The 19,601-nt window shown below is 71.2% G+C and carries 16 protein-coding genes, 1 tRNA gene and 1 other RNA gene; 7 read left to right on the forward strand and 11 right to left on the reverse strand.

Annotated features, from left to right (window positions below; translation table 11 throughout):
- The first annotated feature begins 62 nt into the window (after positions 1–62).
- Both BJ975_RS15585 and BJ975_RS15590 read left to right on the forward strand, forming a co-directional pair.
- Positions 63–1,178, forward strand: coding sequence for an acyl-CoA dehydrogenase family protein (locus tag BJ975_RS15585; protein ID WP_179427574.1), 1,116 nt, complete (start codon positions 63–65; stop codon positions 1,176–1,178).
- A gap of 1 nt (position 1,179) precedes the next feature.
- Positions 1,180–2,277 (forward strand): acyl-CoA dehydrogenase family protein, encoded by a 1,098-nt coding sequence (locus BJ975_RS15590; RefSeq protein ID WP_179427576.1) that lies wholly within the window; start codon positions 1,180–1,182, stop codon positions 2,275–2,277.
- A gap of 105 nt (positions 2,278–2,382) precedes the next feature.
- Here BJ975_RS15590 and BJ975_RS15595 read toward each other — a convergent pair whose 3' ends face one another.
- From BJ975_RS15595 to BJ975_RS15615, 5 genes are all read right to left on the reverse strand, one after another.
- Positions 2,383–3,432: a lipoate--protein ligase family protein gene (locus BJ975_RS15595; RefSeq protein WP_179427578.1), complete on the reverse strand. Its 1,050-nt coding sequence runs from the start codon at positions 3,430–3,432 to the stop codon at positions 2,383–2,385.
- A 67-nt stretch (positions 3,433–3,499) separates the two neighbouring features.
- Positions 3,500–3,712, reverse strand: a complete 213-nt coding sequence (locus tag BJ975_RS15600) for a DUF6458 family protein (protein ID WP_179427580.1) — start codon at positions 3,710–3,712, stop codon at positions 3,500–3,502.
- A 168-nt stretch (positions 3,713–3,880) separates the two neighbouring features.
- Positions 3,881–3,968: transfer RNA gene (locus tag BJ975_RS15605), tRNA-Ser, on the reverse strand.
- 51 nt (positions 3,969–4,019) lie between these two features.
- Positions 4,020–6,575, reverse strand: a complete 2,556-nt coding sequence (locus BJ975_RS15610) for a DUF4153 domain-containing protein (protein ID WP_179427582.1) — start codon at positions 6,573–6,575, stop codon at positions 4,020–4,022.
- On the reverse strand, positions 6,572–7,261 hold the full coding sequence (locus BJ975_RS15615) for a response regulator transcription factor (RefSeq protein WP_179427584.1): 690 nt from the start codon (positions 7,259–7,261) through the stop codon (positions 6,572–6,574). The genes BJ975_RS15610 and BJ975_RS15615 overlap by 4 nt, the downstream gene beginning before the upstream one ends.
- Positions 7,262–7,387: 126 nt before the next feature.
- Between BJ975_RS15615 and ffs the strand changes: the two genes are divergently transcribed.
- Positions 7,388–7,478, forward strand: an RNA gene (gene ffs / locus BJ975_RS15620) — signal recognition particle sRNA small type.
- A 6-nt stretch (positions 7,479–7,484) separates the two neighbouring features.
- Here the strand turns inward: ffs and BJ975_RS15625 are convergent.
- Complete coding sequence (locus BJ975_RS15625; protein ID WP_179427586.1) at positions 7,485–8,249, reverse strand: M14 family zinc carboxypeptidase; 765 nt, start codon at positions 8,247–8,249, stop codon at positions 7,485–7,487.
- 4 nt (positions 8,250–8,253) lie between these two features.
- Positions 8,254–9,996 (reverse strand): helicase HerA-like domain-containing protein, encoded by a 1,743-nt coding sequence (locus BJ975_RS15630; protein ID WP_179427588.1) that lies wholly within the window; start codon positions 9,994–9,996, stop codon positions 8,254–8,256.
- A gap of 115 nt (positions 9,997–10,111) precedes the next feature.
- Here BJ975_RS15630 and BJ975_RS15635 point away from each other — a divergent pair, with 115 nt between their 5' ends.
- Positions 10,112–10,414: a type II toxin-antitoxin system VapB family antitoxin gene (locus BJ975_RS15635; protein WP_179427590.1), complete on the forward strand. Its 303-nt coding sequence runs from the start codon at positions 10,112–10,114 to the stop codon at positions 10,412–10,414.
- Positions 10,411–10,923 (forward strand): LytR C-terminal domain-containing protein, encoded by a 513-nt coding sequence (locus tag BJ975_RS15640; RefSeq protein WP_179427592.1) that lies wholly within the window; start codon positions 10,411–10,413, stop codon positions 10,921–10,923. Before BJ975_RS15635 ends, BJ975_RS15640 begins: the two co-directional genes overlap by 4 nt.
- On the opposite strand, the gene BJ975_RS15645 is transcribed toward BJ975_RS15640, so the two are convergent.
- Together BJ975_RS15645 and aroQ are read right to left on the reverse strand one after the other, a co-directional pair.
- Positions 10,924–12,426 (reverse strand): potassium/proton antiporter, encoded by a 1,503-nt coding sequence (locus BJ975_RS15645; protein WP_179427594.1) that lies wholly within the window; start codon positions 12,424–12,426, stop codon positions 10,924–10,926.
- A 33-nt stretch (positions 12,427–12,459) separates the two neighbouring features.
- Positions 12,460–12,906: a type II 3-dehydroquinate dehydratase gene (aroQ, locus tag BJ975_RS15650; RefSeq protein WP_179427597.1), complete on the reverse strand. Its 447-nt coding sequence runs from the start codon at positions 12,904–12,906 to the stop codon at positions 12,460–12,462.
- A 63-nt stretch (positions 12,907–12,969) separates the two neighbouring features.
- Between aroQ and BJ975_RS15655 the strand changes: the two genes are divergently transcribed.
- Complete coding sequence (locus BJ975_RS15655) at positions 12,970–13,494, forward strand: flavodoxin domain-containing protein (RefSeq protein WP_179427599.1); 525 nt, start codon at positions 12,970–12,972, stop codon at positions 13,492–13,494.
- A 3-nt stretch (positions 13,495–13,497) separates the two neighbouring features.
- Positions 13,498–14,367 (forward strand): LLM class F420-dependent oxidoreductase, encoded by an 870-nt coding sequence (locus BJ975_RS15660; protein WP_179427601.1) that lies wholly within the window; start codon positions 13,498–13,500, stop codon positions 14,365–14,367.
- A gap of 164 nt (positions 14,368–14,531) precedes the next feature.
- Here BJ975_RS15660 and BJ975_RS15665 read toward each other — a convergent pair whose 3' ends face one another.
- A complete protein-coding gene (locus BJ975_RS15665; RefSeq protein ID WP_179427603.1) occupies positions 14,532–18,866 on the reverse strand; it encodes a LamG-like jellyroll fold domain-containing protein in 4,335 nt (1,444 codons plus the stop codon).
- A 172-nt stretch (positions 18,867–19,038) separates the two neighbouring features.
- Positions 19,039–19,593, reverse strand: coding sequence for a mycothiol transferase (locus BJ975_RS15670; protein ID WP_179427606.1), 555 nt, complete (start codon positions 19,591–19,593; stop codon positions 19,039–19,041).
- Between the last annotated feature and the right edge of the window lie 8 nt (positions 19,594–19,601).

Genomic DNA, 19,601 nt, shown 5'->3' on the forward strand with positions numbered 1-19,601 from the left:
GTCAACGGCAGTTGCACAGTATTCTGGATGCTAAGCAAGCGCTTAGTGCGAAGGGGCACTTCATGAGACTTCAGTTGTCAGCCGAGGACCAGGCATTCCGCGAGGAGATGCGTGAGTTCTTCACCACCCAGGTTCCGCAGGACATCCGCGACGCCGTGATCAACCGCGGCGAGCTCACGCGCGACCAGATCGTGCGCTCGCAGCAGGCGCTCAACGCCGGCGGACTGGCCGTTCCCGGGTGGCCCGTCGAGTGGGGCGGCAAGGACTGGACCCAGCTCCAGCGCCACATCTGGCACGAGGAGATGCAGCTGGCCGGCGTCATGCCGCCGCTGGCTTTCAACGCCTCGATGGTCGGCCCGGTCATCGCGACCTTCGGCTCGCAGGAGCTCAAGGAGCGCTTCCTGCCCGCCACCGCCAACCTCGACATCTGGTGGAGCCAGGGCTTCTCCGAGCCCGACGCCGGCTCCGACCTCGCGGGCCTGCGCACCACCGCCGTGCGCGACGGTGACGAGTACGTCGTCAACGGCCAGAAGACGTGGACCACGCTCGGCCAGTACGGCGACTGGATCTTCACCCTGGTTCGCACCGATCCCGATGCGCCCAAGAAGCAGATGGGCATCAGCTTCCTGCTGATCGACATGAAGTCCGAGGGGCTCACGGTCCGCCCGATCGAGCTGATCGACGGCGGCCACGAGGTCAACGAGGTCTTCTTCGACAACGTGCGCGTCCCCGCCGAGAACCTCGTCGGCGAGGAGAACAAGGGCTGGACCTACGCCAAGTTCCTGCTCGGCAACGAGCGCGTGGGCATCGCCCGCGTGGGCGACAGCCAGCTGCACCTCGCCTCGGCCAAGAAGAAGGCCAAGGAGCAGGGCGTGTTCGAGCAGTACGCCTCGCGCATCGCCGACATCGAGAACCAGCTCACCGCGCTCGAGCTCACCGCCCTGCGCGTGGCCGCCGGCTCGTCCGGCGACAAGCCGCACCCGGCCTCGAGCGTGCTCAAGATCAAGGGCTCGCAGCTGACGCAGGCCGTCTCGGACCTGCTCGTCGACCTCGAGGGTCCCGCGGCCATCACCAGCCGCGACACCCGCGTCTTCCTCAACAACCGCAAGGTGTCGATCTACGGCGGATCCAACGAGATCCAGCGCCAGATCATCGCCGGCACGATCCTGGGACTGTGACATGGACTTCACCATCGATTCGGAGCAGAAGGCTCTCGTCAAGGCCGTCCGTGGCCTGATCACCAACGTCTACGAGTCCTCCGAGGCCCGTCGTGAGGTCACCAAGACCGAGCCCGGCTTCGCCGCGTGGGACAAGCTCGCCGAGATGGGCGTGCTGAGCCTGCCGTTCGAGGCCTCGCCCGTCGAGGTCTCGCTGGCCGCCGAGGAGCTCGGCAAGGTCATCGCCCCCGACCCGTTCGTCGAGGCGATCGTGCTGGCCGGCGGCCTCATCGAGGCGCTCGGCACCGACGAGCAGAAGAAGCAGTACGTCGACGCCATCGCCGGCGGCGAGGTCCTGCCGATCCTGGCGTGGCTCGAGCCCGGCAAGCGCTGGTCGACGCAGGCGTCGGTCACGTTCGCCGACGGCAAGCTCAACGGCGTGAAGGCCCCCGTGGTCCAGGCCGAGCGTGCCGACCTGCTGCTGGTCACGGCCGCGCTGCCCGAGGGCGGCACCGGCGTGTTCCTCGTCGAGGGCGCCACGGCGGTCGAGACGGCCGTCACCAACGACGGCAGCCGCGCCGCCACCGTCACGTTCGGCGACACCCCCGCGGTGCAGCTGGGCGAGGGTGGCGACCAGACCGCCGCGCTCGAGGTCGCCCTCGACCGCGCCCGCATCGCCTACGCCCACGAGGCGCTCGGTGCGATGGAGACGGCACTGACCACCACGGTCGGCTACCTCAAGACGCGCAAGCAGTTCGGCGTCACGCTCAACACGTTCCAGGCGCTCAACCACCGCGCCGCGGACATGTACGTCGCGCTCGAGCTCGCGCGCAGCACGATCACGTGGGCCACGATCGTCGCGGCCGACGAGGACACCACGCCCGAGCAGCTGGCCACGGCCGCCTCGCACGCGGCGCTGCAGGTCAGCGTGGCCGGTCGCCACATCGGTCTCGACGCGATCCAGCTGCACGGCGGCATCGGCATGACCGCCGAGTACTCGGTCGGCCACTACGCCAGCCGGCTGCTCGCGATCGAGCACCTGGTCGGCGACGGCGAGTTCCACCGGGCGCGACTGGCCGCCACGGTCGGCGACCACGACGTGTTCGACCCGATCGGCTGATCCAGCCTCACCCACGACGAGACCCGCCGAGCGCTGCTCGGCGGGTCTCGTCGTCTGCGTGGTCGCCGCTCCACAAGTGGAGCGGGGGCGGGGCCACCCCGCGGCTCAGGGCACGCGGTGGGTCCACTCGCGCGTCGAGAACTTCTCGTCGACGAGGCGCTTGGCCTCGCTGAGCTCGGCCTCGGTGTACTCCGAGTCGCGCGTGGCGTACCGGCGGCGGAACGTCTCGAGGAAGCTGTCGAGGATCGCCTCGCGCGTGAGGCCGGTCTGCGAGCGCATCGGGTCGACGCGCTTGTTGGCCGAGCGGGTCCCCTTGTCGCTCATCTTCTCGCGACCGATGCGCAGCACCTCGGTCATCTTGTCGGCGTCGATGTCGTAGGCCATCGTCACGTGGTGCAGCACCGAGCCGCCGGCGAAGCGCCTCTGGGCGGCGCCGCCGATCTTCCCTGCGTCGCTGGCGATGTCGTTGAGCGGCACGAACCGCGCGTTCACGCCGACCTCGGCGAGCGCCTCGATCACCCAGTCGTCGAGGAACGAGTAGGAGCGCTCGAAGCTCAGCCCCTCGACCAGTGAGCCGGGGACGACGAGCGAGTAGGTGATGCAGTTGCCCGGCTCCATGAACATCGCCCCGCCGCCGGAGACGCGTCGCACGACGTCGATGCCGTGCTTCGCGGCGCCCTCGGCGTCGATCTCGTTGACGTAGCTCTGGAAGGAGCCGATCACGACGAGCGGGCTGTCCCAGTCCCAGATGCGGAACGTGGGCGGGCGAGTGCCGTCGGCGACCTCACGGCCGATGATCTCGTCGAGGGCGACGTGCATGGCCGGGTCCATCGTGACGGGACCGATCACGTCGAAGGTGTGGTCATGCCAGCCGGTGGCCTTGCCGAGCGCCCGGCGGACGGCGATGCCGACGGCCTCGGGCGTGAAGCCGATGAAGGCGGTCTCGGGGCCGACGGCCCCGGTGATGGAGGAGGTGAGCTGGTCGACGGACGCGTCGACCGAGAGGCCGGTCAGCGCCGCGTTGACGTCGAGGAGGGCCTCCTCGGGCTCGAGGAAGAAGTCCCCCGAGACACTGACGTCGACGAGCCGGTCGTTCTGGACTTCGAGGTCGACCGCGACGAGCTTGCCGCCCGGGACCTTGTATTCACCGCGCATGTCCGGTTCAACACCCCCTGGCGGCAGATGCTTCCGCCAGATGAACCGGACGTGCGAGGCGGGTGACTCAGCGCGCCGGCGGCAGGTCGTCGCGACGGGTGTCGCGCACGGCGTGGTCGCGGCGGCTGTTGACGATCAGGCTCAGCACGATGCCCAGGGCACCGGCCGCCATGCAGATGTAGCCGACCATGGTCAGGTCGATGCCGTTGATGGCATCGGTCACCGCGAACGCGAGGATCGCGCCGATGGCGATCAGGGCGATGGATCCACCGAAGTACATGTCAGGTCCCTTCCCTCGATGACGGCCGGAGCGGGTGCACCGACCGTTTCGGTCTGCAAAACGGTGGCACGGATCGCGGGTGTCCGCATTCTGAGCAGGCGAGAGGGTCCGGGAACCAGCGAAGCCGGCCCTCGGGATCTCGGTGAGATTCCCTGAGCCGGCTTCGAGTGGCGGAGGATAGGGGATTCGAACCCCTGAGAGCTTTCACTCAACCCGCTTTCCAAGCGAGCGCACTAGGCCACTATGCGAATCCTCCGCCGAGGAGTCTACGTGGACCCGGCCGCGCGGAGCGAATCGGGCCCGTCGCTCAGTCGTCGGTCTGTCCCGGGCAGGCGGTCGCGTAGTCCGGGAGAGTGTCCGTCTCGACCCCGAGGGCCTCGGCGCGGCTGCGGCCGAGGTTCCACTCGAGCCACGACGCGTCGTCGCGGCGGTCGGTCGTCAGGGCGCACTCGCTCTCGCTCCCGAGCCGCGACTCCATCGTGGGCACGGCGTCGTCCGAGAGCTGTGACAGGAAGTACCAGTCGACCTTGCCGGTGGTCTCGTAGCGGTCGAGGTTGTGGTCGGCGATCCAGGCGTCAGGGTTGATCGCGGCGATGCCCAGCAGCAGCACCGCGCCGCTGATCAGGCCGAACCGCGGCAGCCAGGTGCCGCGCAGTCGCCAGCCGGCGGCGATCGTGGCGAGCACCAGCAGGCCGAGCCAGCCCTCGAAGACGTCGACCAGCAGTCGCAGCTGGGTGAAGCCGTAGGCCTCCTGGTAGAGCGCCATCCGGTTGAGCGCCGACGCCACCACGAGCAGCGTCATGACGCACAACAGGCCGAGCGCGACGCGCAGCCACGTCCGGTCCGCGACGGTCTCGCGGGAGGCCTTGCGGGACGCGGCCCAGACCACGAACAGCGTCAGCGCCGTGGCGACCGTCAGCTGGCCGAAGCCCTGGTGCACGTACTCCGCGTAGGTCAGCCCGGTCGTGCGCTCGAAGTAGTCGCGCCCGCCGAAGATGGCCGCGGCCTGGGCCACGAGGAAGGCGACGAACACCGCGTCCACGACCAGCGCGGGCACGAGCCACTCGAACCGCTTCGCCACCGGAGAGGACTCCCAGCGGACCGTGTCCACCTCCGGCGGGTTGAGCGCCAGGTAGGTGCCCGCCAGCGCGATGCCGCCGACGGCGATGGCGACGAACACCTGGACCGCGAAGTCGGCGGAGCCGAAGTCGGGCACGAGGCCGCTGAACCACTCGGCGAACAGCGCGTCGGCCGACATGAACAGGAAGGCGAAGATCGTCAGGCCGAGGACCGACCAGAGCACGGTGCGCACCACGGCGATGCCGTGACCGGTGCCCGTGAGCATCCGCACCGTGCGGCCGAGCCACGGGATGCCGCGCAGGCCCGCGAGCGGCCACGAGATCGCCGAGATCACGAAGCCCGGCACGTTCCTCGCGTCCGTGAGCGCCATGGTGGCGATCGCACCGCCGGCCATGAGGCACAGGATCACGATCCACTCGGCGTCGCGGATCAGCGCCGTGGAGGCCAGGAGGGTGCACAGGACGGCGCACGCGATGGTGAACGGCCGGCGCCGGCGCGGGCTGGCCGCGAACAGCAGCAGGCCCGCCGCCATCAGCACGAGGAACGTGCCGAGGCCGAGGTCGTGGAACGGCAGCGCCATGCCGGCGAGCACGCCGACCCCGACCGCCCAGGCGAGCAGGCGCGGTCGTCCGGGCTCGCCCCGGTCGGGCCACAGGCCGCCGAACAGCGAGTCCGTCATGGACGGGAGCGGTGGCGGGGTCGCCGAGGGCGGGGTCGGTGCGGAGGTGTCGGGCACGGGGATCTCCTTCGGTGCGGCCACGGGGGCGCGGTCACGGGTCGGGGGCGCGGTGAGCGGCAGGACGGCGTGGACGCGCGCGCCGGCGTGGCCGGCCTCGGGGTCGACGAAGCGGATCGTCCCGCCATGCAGGTCGGTGACCCAGCGTGCGATGGCCAGGCCCAGGCCCGTGCCGCCCCCGCCCTCGGTCTCGGCGAGGGTGCCGAAGCGCTCGAACGCGCGGGCACGCGAGTCCGGCGCGACGCCGGGACCCTCGTCGGCGACCTCGAGCAGCCAGCCGTCGTCGACGCGTCGCGCCCGGATCGACACCGTCCCGCCCGCCGGCGAGTGCCGGGTGGCGTTGTCGACGAGGTTCGCCACGAGCTGGCGCAGCCGGGCCGCGTCAGCCTCGACGGTGAGGTCGGCGGGCTCGACGGCCACCGTGACCTCGACGTCGCGGTCGCCGTACTGGAACTCGTCGGCGGCGGACGCGAGCAGCTCGCCGACGACGACCGGCTCCACGTGCAGGGGCACGGCGCCGGCGTCCACGCGGGACAGGTCCAGGAGGTCGGCCACGAGGTCCGAGAGCCGCTCGGCCTGCGCCAGCGCGCTGCGCAGGGTGGCCGGGTCGGGCTCGCTCACGCCGTCGGCGAGGTTCTCCAGCAGGGCGCACATGGCGGTGAGGGGCGTGCGCAGCTCGTGGCTGACGTTCGCGATGAGGTCGCGACGCTGGCGGTCGACCTGCTCGAGGTCGGCGGCCATGCGGTTGAAGGCACGGGCCAGCTCGCCGATCTCGTCGCGCGAGGTGTCGGTGATGCGGGTGCTGTGGTCGCCGCGCGCCATCCGTGCCGCCGCCGCCGTCATCTGGCGCAGCGGCGAGGTCATGCCCGACGCCAGCAGCTGGGTCACCGCGAGGGCCAGCGCGATCGTCACGGGGATGCTCAGCCAGATCGGCACGCCGCCCGCGGCGCCCACGGTAGCCACGATCGAGGCCACCAGGACGCTCGCCGCGACCAGCAGGCCGAGCTTGACCTTCACCGACCCGACGGGGTCCAGAGGCCGCGTCATGGGGTGACCTCGAGCGCGTAGCCGACACCGTGCACGGTGCGGATCCGGTCGGCGCCGATCTTGGCGCGCAGGCCCTTCACGTGGCTGTCGACGGTGCGGGTGCCTGAGGCCTCGGCCCAGCCCCAGACCTCGGCCAGCAGTCGCTCGCGCGAGAGCACGTCGCCGGGCGCGGCGGCGAGGCACACGAGCAGGTCGAACTCTGTGGGCGTCAGGTGGATCTCCTCGTCCGCGACCCAGACGCGCCGGGCGCCGACGTCGAGCCGCAGGTCGCCCCACTCGCGCACCGAGCCCTGGGCGGAGGCCGCGAGCTGGGCGGCCCGGTCGACCCGCCGGAGCAGGGCGGACACCCGCGCCACCAGCTCACGCATGCGGAACGGCTTGGTCAGGTAGTCGTCGGCGCCGACGGCGAGGCCCACCAGGACGTCGGCCTCGTCGTCGCGCGCCGTGAGCATGAGGACCGGGACGGGCCGCACGGCCTGGATGCGGCGGCACACCTCGTGGCCGTCGAAGCCCGGGAGCATCACGTCCAGCACCACGAGATCGGGGTCGTGCTGCTCGAACGCCGCCACCGCGCCGGGCCCGTCCCACGCCCGCACGACCTCGTGACCGTGGGCGGTCAGCCGGTCGGTCACGGCGGTGCCGATGGTGGGCTCGTCCTCGACGAGCAGAATGCGGCGAGCGGTCATGCCTCCAACCTAGGAGCCCGGGTCGCCGGATCGTGGGGACGAATCGTGAAGATCCTGTGCAGATCGCCCCGGCGAGTTCGGGCTCCCGCTTCGGACGCCCACGTCCGGCCTCGTATAGTGGTGACCAGCCCCTCGCGTGGCGGCACATCACCCAACTCCCCCAGGGCAGGAATGCAGCAAGGGTCAGTGGTCCCTGCCGGGTACGCGAGGGGTCCTTGCGTTCCTAGGGGTGCACGCGCGCCGCGCGCATGATCGCGCGGCTGGCCCCCTTCACGTAGCCCGAGGACGGCTTCGCCCCGTACTCCACCGTGATCGCCGTGCCGTGCTTCGCGAGGTAGCGGTTGTACCAGCCGGTGAGCGTGGGCGAGGTGCCCTTGCCCTGCGCGACGCCGAAGTGCTTGCGCTTGAGCTTCAGCTCCTTCGCGAGCCGCTTCTCGAAGGCCACGTCCTTCCCGGACGTGCCGACGCCGTGCAGCGGCTGGTGCAGCGACACGATGTAGTCGGGCCGCTGGCTCTTGAGGAACTTCATCATCGTGCGTGTCTCGCGCTCACTGGCCTTCTTCGGGCCTCCGTAGGTGCGGGAGCCCTTGGTGCCGCGGATCCAGCCGCTCGTCGGCCAGTTGCGGTTGAGGTCCACCCCGCGCGCGTTCGTGCGCGTCTTGCGGGCGGCGCCGTCGGGGTTCATCGTCGGGATGATCCACAGGCCCGTGCCCGCCTTCGGCTTCACGCGCTTGACCGCGTGCTGGGCGGTCTTGCGGCCGGCCGGCTCGTCACCGTGCATCTGCCCGAGGATCAGCAGGACCCGCTTCGGCTTCTTCGCGCCGCGGTAGAAGGCCACGATGCTGCGGCCCTGGTGGCTCGTGCCGATGACGACCTTGCGCGTCGTGTAGTCCGAGTCCGCCGCCTGCGCCGGCACGCTGACCAGCGCCGGGGCGACGAGCCCCATCGACAGGACGACTCCCGCTGCTGCCTTCACTGCCCCCGACATGGGATCACCGCTTCTTCTTGAAGATCGCCTTGATGAGTTCGCGGGCGGCGGTGCGACTCGCCTCCCCGATCGCCCGGTCCATGGGCGACATCCGGTTCGAGCCGCGGCTGCGGCTCTTCGTGCGCGTGCCCGTCGGGCGCTCGCGGGCCAGGTCCTTCTCGAGTCTCTCGGCCTCCTCGGCCGCGCGCTTGCGCTCGGCCTCGGCGGTGGCGGCCTCCGTGGCCGCGCGGGTGCGCTCGGCCATCGCCTCGGCCGCGCCCCCGGTGGAGGCGACGGCCGCGTACTTCGCGGCGAGGGGCGAGGCGGCCACGGCGGCGGTCATCGCGGCGGCGTCGGTGGGCTCCATCGACCCCTGAGGGGCGCGGACGCGCGTCCACGCGACGGGCGACGGCGCGCCCTTCTCGTTCATGACGGTCACGATCGCCTCGCCCGTCGCCAGCTGGGTCAGGACCTCCTCGAGGTCGTAGCCCGAGTGCGGGTAGGTCGAGACGGTCGCCTTGAGCGCCTTCGCGTCCTGCGGCGTGTGGGCGCGCAGCTGGTGCTGGACGCGCGAGCCCAGCTGGGCCAGCACGTCGTCGGGCACGTCCTTCGGCGTCTGGGTGACGAAGAAGATGCCGACGCCCTTCGACCGGATGAGCCGCACGGTCTGGACGACGATCTCGAGGAAGTCCTTCGACGCGCCCTTGAACAGCAGGTGGGCCTCGTCGAAGAAGAAGACGAGCTTCGGGCGGTCGGTGTCGCCGACCTCGGGGAGCGTCGAGAACAGCTCGCGCAGCAGGTACATGAGGAAGGTCGAGAACAGCTGCGGCTGGTCCTGCACGCCCGGGACCTCGAGCAGCGAGACGATGCCGCGGCCGTCGGCATCGGTGCGCAGCACGTCGGCGACCTCGAACGCGGGCTCGCCGAAGAACACGTCGGCGCCGGAGTCGGCGAACGTGACCAGCTCGCGCAGGATCACGCCGACCGTGGCGCTCGAGAGCCCGCCGATCGCCTTGAGCTCGGGCTTGCCCTCGGCGCTGTCGAGGAACGCCACGACGGCACGCAGGTCCTCCAGGGTCACGAGGCGCAGCCCGGCCTTGCGCGCGTAGTGGAAGACCAGTGAGAGCGAGGACTCCTGCGTGGTGTTGAGGTCGAGGACCTTCGACAGCAGGATCGGCCCGAACGCCTCGACCGTGGCGCGGATCGGCACGCCGGTGCCCTTCGCGCCGAGGGCGTAGAACTCGGTGGGGAAGGCCGTGGCCTGCCAGTCCTGGCCGATGCTCGCGGTGCGCGCGAGCAGCTTCTCGTTCGAGGCACCGGGGGTCGCGATGCCCGAGAGGTCGCCCTTGATGTCGGCCGCGAAGACCGGGACGCCGCCGGCCGAGACCTGCTCGGCCAGCACCTGCAGGGTCTTCGTCTTGCCGGTGCCCGTGGCGCCCGCGACGAGGCCGTGGCGGTTGAGCATGCCGAAGGGGATGCGCACCGGGACGTCGGCGCGCGGCTCGCCGCTCTCGACCAGCGCGCCGATCTCCAGCGCCGGGCCCTCGAACGCGTAGCCGGCGCGGATCTGAGCCACCTGCTCGCTGTCCGCGGCCGGAGCCTCGGCCGCGGGGGCCTCCGTCCGATCGGCGGCCCTCGCCTGCGCCGCCTCGGCCGCGGCGGCCAGCTCGTCGGCGCGGCGCTGGGCCTCCTCGGCGGCGGCCTTGGCCTCGGCGGCGGCTCGGGCGGCCGCGGCGACCTCGTCGGCGGAGGGATCGGTCTCGGTCATGTGCTCAGGCTAGTTCCCCCCGGCCGTCGCGCCAGGGGCTCCGCGTCGTTCGGGGAGGCACACCATGGATCCCGTGGTCATCGAGCGGCTGTGAGCCGCCCCTTAGACTGATCGGGTGATCTTTCGCCGCGTGGGGGACGGGCGGCCGTACCCCGACCATGGACTGACCCAGAGTGACTGGGCTGCCATCGCGCCGACCCAGGTGCGCCTGGACGATCTCACCACCACCAAGACCACCCTCGACCTCGAGACGCTGCTCGACACCGACTCGACGTACTTCGGCGACCTGTTCGCCCACGTCGTCGGCTGGAAGGGCGAGCTGTTCCTCGAGGACGGGCTGCACCGGGCCCTGCGAGCAGCCCTGCAGCAGCGCACCATGGTCCACGCGCGCGTCTTCACGATCGGGAAGCAGTCATGAGCAAGGCCGTGGAGCGTCTCGTCGTCCTGGGCACCGCGGGCGTGTTCGTCGCGGGCACCGCGCTCGGGCTGAACCTCGCGTTCTCCAAGCCCGATCCCGTGGCCGCCGAGCCCACGTGCGAGATCAAGAAGATCGCGAAGGGCGAGGTGCTCAGCAGCAACCTCGTCATGGTGCACGTCTACAACGCCAGCCAGCGTGCCGGCGTCGCCAACCGCGTGAAGATCAACCTCGAGCGCCGTGGCTTCCTCGGCGGCGTCGCCCAGAACAACCCCGGCCAGCTCAAGCCGAAGAACGTCATGGTGCTGAGCCAGGACCCGGCCGACCCCCGCGCGCGGCTCGTCGCCCGGCAGTTCAAGGGCAAGGTCGAGCGCGTCCAGGCCGACTTCGAGACCGAGGACGGCATCTCGGTGCTGATCGGTCCGGACTACCAGGGCCTCAAGAAGGCGGGCACGAAGCTCAAGGCCTCCCAGGACGTCACCGTGTGCGTCCCCACGATCACCCTGCCGTAGTCACGAGTCGCGGCGGCGCGGGTCGAGGTCCCAGCCGGCCAGGCGGCCGTGCCGGGCCACCGACCGCAGCCGCCGCTCCACGCCCTCGCGCAGGTCGCGCGTGGTCACGATGAGCAGCTCGTCGCCCACGCGGATGCGCGTGGTGCGGTGCGGCACGAGCGTCGAGTCGCCGCGGACCACCATCGTCACCGAGGCGCCCTCGGGCAGCCGGAGCTCGCCCACCTCCACGCCGGCCAGGCGCGACGTGGACGGCACGTGGATCTGCAGCAGGTCGGCCGAGATCCGCTCGAGGGGTGCCGCGTCGATCTCGACGTCGCGGCCCCGGTCGCTCTCGACGCCGCACCAGCGCGCGAGGCGGTGCAGCGGCGCGGCCTGCACGATCGTGTAGACGACGACGGCCACGAAGGTGATGTTGAACAGGTCGATGGACTGCGTGACGCCGTTCGCGAGCGGGATCGTCGCCAGCACGATCGGCACCGCGCCGCGCAGGCCGGCCCAGCCGATGAACAGCTGCTCGCGCCAGCCGACGCGGAACCACGCGGCGCAGGCGGCGACGGACGCCGGCCGCGCCACGAAGGTCAGCAGCGCGCCGATCCCAACGCCCGCGCCGATGTGCCAGAGCTGGATGTCGCTCGGGTGCACGAGCAGACCGAGCATCACGAACAGGCCGATCTGGGCGAGCCAGCCGATCCCCTCGACGAACGAGCGGGTGGCCGAGCGGTGCGGCAGCTCGGTGTTGCCCAGCACGACGGCCGCCACGTAGACCGCCGCGAAGCCGCTCGCGTGGATCAGGGCGGCCGAGGCGTATGCCAGCACCGTCACGGCGAAGACGACGAGCGGGTAGAGGCCCGCCGCGGGCAGCGCCGCCCGCCGCAGCAGCCGGGCCCCGCCCCACCCGACCAGCAGGCCCAGCAGGGCGCCGATCACGAGCTCGAAGACGATCAGCGCCAGGAACCCGCCGACGCCGTGGTCGTTGATCTCGCCCACGCTGATCGCCGTGACGAGGACGACGATGGGCGCGTCGTTGAGGCCGGACTCGGTCTCCAGCACGCCCGACACCCGCGACTTCAGCGGCACCGAGCGCAGGACCGAGAAGACCGCGGCGGCGTCGGTGGGCGAGAGGACGGCCGCGATGAGGACGGCCAGCTGCCAGTCGAGGCCGAACAGGTAGTGCGCTCCGGCCGCGACGATGCCCACGCTGATCGACGTGCCCACCGTCGCCAGCAGCACGCCGAGGCCCAGCGCGGGCCGCATCGTCGACCAGTTCGTGGTCAGGCCGCCCTCGGCGAGGATGAGGATCAGCGCCGAGAGGCCCAGGACGAGCGCGATGTTCGCGTCGGCGAACTGGACGCCGGCGCCGTCGTAGCCGATGAGGATGCCCAGCCCGAGGTACATGAGCAGCGAGGGCAGCCCGATGCCCACGGACAGGCGCACGGCCAGGACGGCCAGGATGAGGACTCCGGACCCCGTCAGGAGGATGACGTCGAGGTCGTGGGAGGTCACACCATCCCCTTCCCTCGCGCCGGTGGGGTGATCCTATCGGCCCTCGACGTGGTCGATCAGCCGATCCGTGGCGGCGCGGTAGCCGGGGACGCCCTCGCCGATCACGTGAACGACGGCCACGTCGGCGACGTACGAGTGGTGGCGGAACGGCTCGCGCGCCATGACGTCGGAGATGTGCACCTCGGCCACGGGCAGCGCCACGCCCGAGAGCGCGTCGCGCAGCACGACCGAGGTGTGGGTGAGCCCGCCGGGGTTGATGACGATGCCGGCGCAGTCGTGGCGGGCCTCGTGGATCGCGTCGAGGAGGACGCCCTCGTGGTTGCTCTGCACGGCGCGCACCTCGTAGCCGCGGGCGGCGGCGGCCTCGGCGACGAGCGCCTCGACGTCGGCGAGCGTCTCGGAGCCGTAGATGTCGGGCTCGCGAGTGCCGAGGAGGTTGAGGTTGGGCCCGTTGACGAGCAGCAGCCGGCGGGTGGTCACGCGGCCAACCTACCGTCGCGAGCGCCAGCCCGGGTGACCCCCGCCGCGGCCTAGCCTCGGAGCGTGCCTCTCGTCGTCCACGCCTCCAAGTACGGGTCCGCCGAGCTCTACGCGAGCTGGATCGGGGAGGCGCTCGGCGCGCCCGTGGCCGCCGCCGACGAGGTCACCCCGCAGCAGCTGGCCGCGACAGACGTGGTCGTGCTGTGCGGCGCGATCTACGGCCCGACCCTGCGGGGCAGCAGCCTGCTGCGGAAGGCCATGGAGCTGGGCACGGCGACGCGGTTCGTCCTGGTCACGGTGGGGCTCAGCGACCCCGGGATCACGACGAAGCGCGACGAGCTGGTCGCGTCGAAGCTCCCCGACGAGCTGCGCGAGCGGCTGGAGGTCGTCCACGTGCGCGGCGCGATGGACCGGTCGCGGCTGAGCCTGGTGGAGAGGTCGATGATGTCGACGATCCGCCGCGGGCTCGCGGTGAAGCGGGACCGCACGGCCGAGGAGCAGGCCATGCTCGACGCGCTCACCCCGGACTCGATCGACCTCACCGACCGCGCTGCGGTCGCCACGGTCGTCGAGGCGTGCCTAGGCTGAGCCATGCGCTTCAGCGTCCACGTCTACAACTTCACGATCCCCGGCGAGCCGCAGACGCTCGCCCCGACCCTCGCCGAGACGGCGCGCCGGGCCGAGCAGGCCGGCGCCGATGCCGTCACCCTGATGGACCACTACTTCCAGATGGAGACCGTCGGCCGCTCCGAGGACCCCATGCTGGAGGGCTACACAGCCCTGGGCTACCTCGCCGCCGTCACCGAGCGGGTCAAGCTGGGCCTGCTGGTCACCGGCGTGACCTACCGCCACCCCGGCCTGCTGGCCAAGATCGCCACGACCCTCGACGTGCTGTCGGGTGGTCGCGCGATCCTGGGCCTCGGCGCCGCCTGGTACGAGCGCGAGCACCTCGGCCTCGGCGTTCCGTACCCGTCGATGAAGGAGCGGTTCGAGCGGCTCGAGGAGACGCTGCAGATCGTCCACCAGATGTGGAGCGACGACGACGGCGCCTACGAGGGCAAGCACTACCAGCTGGCCGAGACGATCTGCCATCCCGCGCCGATCCAGCAGCCGCACCCGCCGATCCTGCTCGGCGGCATGGGCGAGAAGAAGACGCTGCGGTTCGTGGCCGAGTACGGCGACGCCTGCAACCTCTTCCCCGCCGGCGTCGACGTCATCCGGCACAAGCTCGAGGTCCTCGACCAGCACTGCGCCGACGTGGGTCGCGACCCCGCCGACATCCTGCGCACCCTGCAGTCGCCCGGCGACGCCGTGAAGGACCCCGAGAAGTTCCTCGAGGACGTCGCGGCCTACGCCGAGCTGGGCATCCAGTCGGTGTCCGTCTCGCCGCACGGTCCCGACCCGGTGGCCTGGGTCAGCGAGTTCGCCGAGAGGACCGCGCCGCGTCTCGCCGAGATCTGACGCGCGGGACCGACCCACTTTTGGATGCGTTGCACCTTTTCGGCGACCGAAAGGGTGCAACGCGTTCCAGAAGTGGCAGATGGCTGAGCGAGCAGGCCGCCATCGTCGCCACCCACGACGAAGGCCCCGGGGATCGCCCGGGGCCTGCGTCGTTCAGGGCCGGCTCAGCGCTTGACCACCCGCAGGGTGACCGCGGTGTTGCGAGCGCCGACCCGGTCGTTGCCGAGGTAGCTGATCACGAGGCGGTGCTTGCCCGCCTTCAGCTTCGGCAGCCGGACGGTGAGCCTGCCGTTCCGCACCGTGCCGTCGGCGACCACGCGGCCCTTGACCTTCACCAGGACCTTGCCGTTGGCCTGGGCCGGAGCGGCGACCCGGACCCGCACCGCTGCGCGCTGCGAGGTCTTGATCCGCTTCTTCGCCAGCGAGGCGCGGACCGTGGCCTTGGCCTTCGCGACGCGCGAGGCCATCGACGTGGCGGTCACCGGCTGGTGCCCGACGGTCGTGGCCGTCACGCGCACGCTGATCGACCGGCCGATGTCGGCCGACGTCACCCGGTAGTCGCCGCCCGTGGCGCCCCGGATCGGCTGACCGTCCCGCAGCCACTGCGCCTGCAGGGTGGCGGCCTCGGTGTTCGACCACGTGCCGATGCTGGCCCGCAGGATCGAGCCGACGCGCATCGCGCCGCTCACCTTCGGGCGGACCGTGTTGACCGGGGCCTTCGCGCCCTTGACCTCGACGACCCGGGTGACCATCGACTGGTTGCCGTTGGCGTCCGCGACCGAGTAGGTCAGCGCGTAGGTGCCGGGCTTGGCCGTGTCGACCTCGCCGAGCACCTGGACCTTCTCGGTGACGTCGCCGTCGACCGCGTCCTGCGCCGAGACGCCGGTCATCGGGTCGAACACCTCCTTGAGCTCGACCGAGCCGTTCTTCGGGACGGTCAGGACCGGCGCGGTCGTGTCCGTCCCGCTGGAGCCCGCCGTGAAGAGCGAGATCTGGCTGACCTCGCCGGGCAGCTCCTCGCCCGAGGCGGCGTCGACGCTCGTGGCGTGCCAGGCGTACGTGCGACCCGCCTCGAGGCCGTTCCAGGTGACCGTGGCCGGCCAGCCCGAGCGCACGGTCTCCTCGCCGATCACGCGGTCGGTCGGATCCACCACGACGAGGCCGTCCGAGCTGAAGCTCGTCTTGCGGGTCGTCAGGTTGATCGGCAGTCGCGTGTCGTCCTCGGTGCCGTTGTAGCGGAAGCGGTCGTCGTACTCGGTGGCGCCGAAGTTCTCCAGCAGCGGCGAGTAGGTGTCGACCGCGACCTCGCCCTGGTCGAGATCGAACTGCAGCAGGCGGAAGAACGACGAGCCGAACTGCAGCGGCGTGTTGCTGTCGTAGCCGACGCCCGTCAGCCCCAGCTCGTCCGAGCTCACCTTGTAGAACTGGTAGTCCGCGAGCAGCTCGACCACGTGGTGACCCTTGCGGGCGACGTCGCGCCGCAGCTCGATGCTGACGCCGTGCTCGTGGCCCGACAGGACGAGGGCGACGTTCGCGTTCTTCTTGATGACGTCGTCCAGCACCTGGCGGCCGTCGTAGGAGAAGCCGCTGCCGCGACCGTCCGGATTGACGCTCGGCGTCAGGTAGGCGTGCGTCAGGACGATCGCGTTGCGGTCGGAGAACTGCTTGAGAACCCCGTCGGCCCAGGCAGCCTCCTCGGCATCGACGCCGAAGCCGAGCGAGACGACGACGAAGTCGAGGTCGCCCTCGCTGAACAGCACGTAGTTGTTGCTGTTGTCGCCCTCCTTCCACGGCGTGAACTCCGCCTTCGCGTCCTGCCAGGCCTGGCTCTGCTCGAGCGTGGCGTAGCGGTCCGGACCGAAGTAGTCGTTGTAGAGGGCGTCCGGGCCGGTGTCCGCGCCGTAGAGGTTGTCATGGTTGCCGGGCAGGACCGTGTTGACCATGCCGGCGTCGTCGAGGACCTTCTGCGCCTCCGACGCCACCTCGAACTCGGCGCGCGCGTTCGGCTCGTCCGAGCCGACGTTGTGCCAGTTCTCGATGATGTCGCCGGTGTGGGCCGTGAACGCGATCTTGCGCTCGTCGGCGTTCGCCGCGATCCACTCGGTGATGCCGCGGTAGGCGCTGCGCCAGACCTCGCGCTCCTGCTCGGTCTCCTGCTCCACCGCGCCCTCGGAGAGGTACTGCGTGTCGGTGACGTGGGCGATCGAGAAGTCGTAGTCGTCCGGGTTCTCGAACGAGTTCTTGACCTCGTTGGGCAGGTCGTCGGCGAACGGATCCTCGCCGGTCACCAGGACCGGGACGGTGCCGTCGTGGCGGTGACGGCTGCGCAGGTCGCCGGTCAGCTGGACCTGTCCCTCGGCGTTGCCGCGCGAGCGGGCGAGCTCCTCCCAGGCGCCGCCGTCCCAGACGCGCAGCACGACCTCGCGCGCAGGATCGACGCGACCGCTCCAGATCACCTGCTGGTCCGACCTCGACGTGACCGGCACGTCGAACTGCTGGAACGGCAGCTCGGACGTCGACGGCGAGTCGAGGAACGTCTCGTCGCCCGGCGCGGCCGCGTCGGCGATCGGCTTCTCGTCGGTGCCCGTGAAGTCGCGCTCCTTCGGGATGCCCGTCAGGACGCCCTGGCGGCCCTGCTTCGCGACGACCACGTCGGCCTCGCGGAACGTTGTGCGCACGCGGTCGCCCGACGGGTTCGTGGCGTTGGCCGAGAGGCGCACGGAGCCGCCGCCCTGCTCGGTCTCGGTGCCGCCCGCGGACGGCACGTTGGCAGTCGTGAAGGTCGTGGTGTGGTCGATCGGCGTGCCGAAGACGTCGTGACCCTCCACCGTGATCTCGTGCTCGCCGGCCTTGAGCCCGGCGCCGATCTCGTCGCCCGGCTCGATCGGGTCGCCGTCGAGTGCGTAGCGGACGTCGCGACCGACGCCCTCGGGGTTCGTGAACTCGACGCCGAAGCGGGTGCGCTTCGTGAGTCGCTCGTCCGCCGCAGGCGTGGTCGAGCTGACCTTGACGTTGTAGTTCGCGGGGCGGCCCGCGAAGGCGTCGCGACCCAGGGCGAGCACGCCCTCGGCGTCGACGGCCTCGCTGAAGACCCGCACGCGGCTGATCGTCGAGGGGGAGAAGAACGCGGGACGGTCGCGTCCGCTCGCGTCTCCTCCGATCACGAGGTTGCGGGCGCCGGCGCTCGGCGAGCTGAGCGTGCCGGTCGCGGGCGTGCTGGCCGCCAGGACGCCGTTGACGTAGAGGCGGACCATCTCGCCGTCGTACGTTCCGACCGCGTGGTACCAGCGCCCGCTCTCGATCTGCGTGCTCGTGTTGCGGTAGGCGCCACCGATGTGGGGGTTGAACGAGAGGCGGTCGCCGTACATGACGACGCCGAAGCCGCCCGCCTCCTTCGCGCCACACAGGTTGCCGCGCGTCTCGACGCCGCTGGCCTGGAAGTCGTCGTCGTACTTGAACACGCACTCGACGGTCATCTGGTTGGCGAGCTTCGGGAACTGCGCCTCGAACGGGTAGAGGTAGGCCGAGCCGGCGCCGTCGAACTCGGCGACCTTCGTGCCCATCGGGGCGTCGTCTCGCACCTCGGGCGAGCCGAAGGTGCGCGGGGTGAGGCCCTGCGCGCCGTCGACCGGGGCGCCGGAGGAGAAGTCGAGGTCGAGGACATCGGCCTTCGGGGCGGCGGGACCCTCGCGGTCGGCGTCGGCGAGCGCCGACACCTGCTCGGCGGTGAGCGGATCGCTGTAGATGCGGCTCGTGCGCAGCGTGGTCTGCGCGAAGAACTGGGGCTTGTTCGAGGCGTTGACGTCACCCGCCAACATCATCGAGTCGGCGCCGGCGGTCGAGTGCTTGAAGGCACCCGCGGCGGCGACGTCGCGGACCAGCTCACCGTCCAGGTAGAGCTTCAGTCGGGTGCCGTCCCACGTCGCGACCGTGTGGTGCCACGTGCCGGTGGTGATCGGGACGCGGACGCTCTTGTAGCCGCCGCCGACGTGGATCATGAAGTGCACGTCGTTGCCCGACATGACCGTGGCGAAGCCGCCCGACTCCTTCGACGAGCACAGCGCCGCCTCGGTGCTGGCGGACGTGCGCGGCCCGTCGAAGCGGAACGAGCACTCCAGCGACATGCCCTGCTCGAGCTTGGCGAACTCCGAGCGGATCGGGTAGCCGATCGCGTCGTCGGTGCCGTCGAAGCTCAGGACCGAGCGCCCGGTGCCGAGGTCGGCGCCCGCGGTCGGCTCGCCGTGCACGGTGGGCTCGAGGCCCTGCGCGTGCTCGGTGAGCTGGCCGCCCTTGAAGTCGACGTCGAAGACGTCGGCGGTCGGGAGGTCGACGGCCTGGCGCAGCGCGGACGCTGCGGCCGGCGGTGCGGCGATGCTCGACATCGAGCTCACCGCCGCATCGGCCAGTCGGGGCGACGCGAGGGCGGGCGTGGTGGTGAAGGTGCCGAACCCGACCGCCGCGGCGAGCGCGAGGCTGGAGGTGGTGCGAAGGGATCGCATGGGCAGTGTGCTCCTACGGGGAAAGCCATCAGGACGCCCTGAGACTCTCGGCGAGAGGTTCTTCCCGGTGAACGCCGGGTGAGCGCCCGGAGCACGATGCGTGAGCACTCGGTGCGTTCGGGGTCCGTTCGCCGTCCGTTCGCCGGGGGCGGCTCCGTGGCCCGCGTCACGACTACTGCGCGGGCGTCCAGCCCGGGGGAGGGTCCTCGCCCACGCGGCCGTCGACGGCCTCGCGGAGGAGGTCGGCGTGGCCCGTGTGCCGGGCGTACTCCTCGAGCAGGTCGAACAGCAGGCGACGCAGGCTCGGATGCGCGCCGTCGGCGTCGCTCACGGCGACGGACTGGTCCAGCCCTCCGTCTGCCAAGGCCTCGGCGTACCGCTGCCGGGCGCGAGCGACGGCGTCGTCGTAGAGCGCGTAGAGCTCCTGCGCGGTTCCGGTGACGGTGAAGGAGGCGTCGTCGCTGCCGTCCCAGTCGAGCTCGGCCCACAGGTCGCCGGGTGAGCGTCCGGCCAGCTTCGTGGCGGACGTGAAGTCCTCGACGAAGGCCAGGTGGGACAGCAGCCCCGCCAAGGTCAGGGTCGACGAGGGGAACGTGGCGTGCAACGACGCGGTGTCGAGGCCGTCGACCTTCCAGCGGAAGGTGGCGCGCTGGCGGTCCAGTGCGCCCAGGAGGTGCTCGACCTCCGAGGCGGCCATCGGGGGCTCCCACCAGGATCCGTCGACCATGGCACGAC

The organism is Aeromicrobium tamlense, from assembly GCF_013408555.1.
Taxonomy (GTDB): Bacteria; Actinomycetota; Actinomycetes; order Propionibacteriales; family Nocardioidaceae; genus Aeromicrobium; species Aeromicrobium tamlense.

Coding starts and splice junctions, on each gene's coding strand:
- BJ975_RS15585 (WP_179427574.1), top strand. CDS start 63: ATGAGACTTCAGTTGTCAGCCGAGGACCAGGCATTCCGCGAGGAGATG.
- BJ975_RS15590 (WP_179427576.1), top strand. CDS start 1,180: ATGGACTTCACCATCGATTCGGAGCAGAAGGCTCTCGTCAAGGCCGTC.
- BJ975_RS15595 (WP_179427578.1), bottom strand. CDS start 3,432: ATGCGCGGTGAATACAAGGTCCCGGGCGGCAAGCTCGTCGCGGTCGAC.
- BJ975_RS15600 (WP_179427580.1), bottom strand. CDS start 3,712: ATGTACTTCGGTGGATCCATCGCCCTGATCGCCATCGGCGCGATCCTC.
- BJ975_RS15610 (WP_179427582.1), bottom strand. CDS start 6,575: ATGACGCGGCCTCTGGACCCCGTCGGGTCGGTGAAGGTCAAGCTCGGC.
- BJ975_RS15615 (WP_179427584.1), bottom strand. CDS start 7,261: ATGACCGCTCGCCGCATTCTGCTCGTCGAGGACGAGCCCACCATCGGC.
- BJ975_RS15625 (WP_179427586.1), bottom strand. CDS start 8,249: ATGTCGGGGGCAGTGAAGGCAGCAGCGGGAGTCGTCCTGTCGATGGGG.
- BJ975_RS15630 (WP_179427588.1), bottom strand. CDS start 9,996: ATGACCGAGACCGATCCCTCCGCCGACGAGGTCGCCGCGGCCGCCCGA.
- BJ975_RS15640 (WP_179427592.1), top strand. CDS start 10,411: ATGAGCAAGGCCGTGGAGCGTCTCGTCGTCCTGGGCACCGCGGGCGTG.
- BJ975_RS15660 (WP_179427601.1), top strand. CDS start 13,498: ATGCGCTTCAGCGTCCACGTCTACAACTTCACGATCCCCGGCGAGCCG.
- BJ975_RS15665 (WP_179427603.1), bottom strand. CDS start 18,866: ATGCGATCCCTTCGCACCACCTCCAGCCTCGCGCTCGCCGCGGCGGTC.
- BJ975_RS15670 (WP_179427606.1), bottom strand. CDS start 19,593: ATGGTCGACGGATCCTGGTGGGAGCCCCCGATGGCCGCCTCGGAGGTC.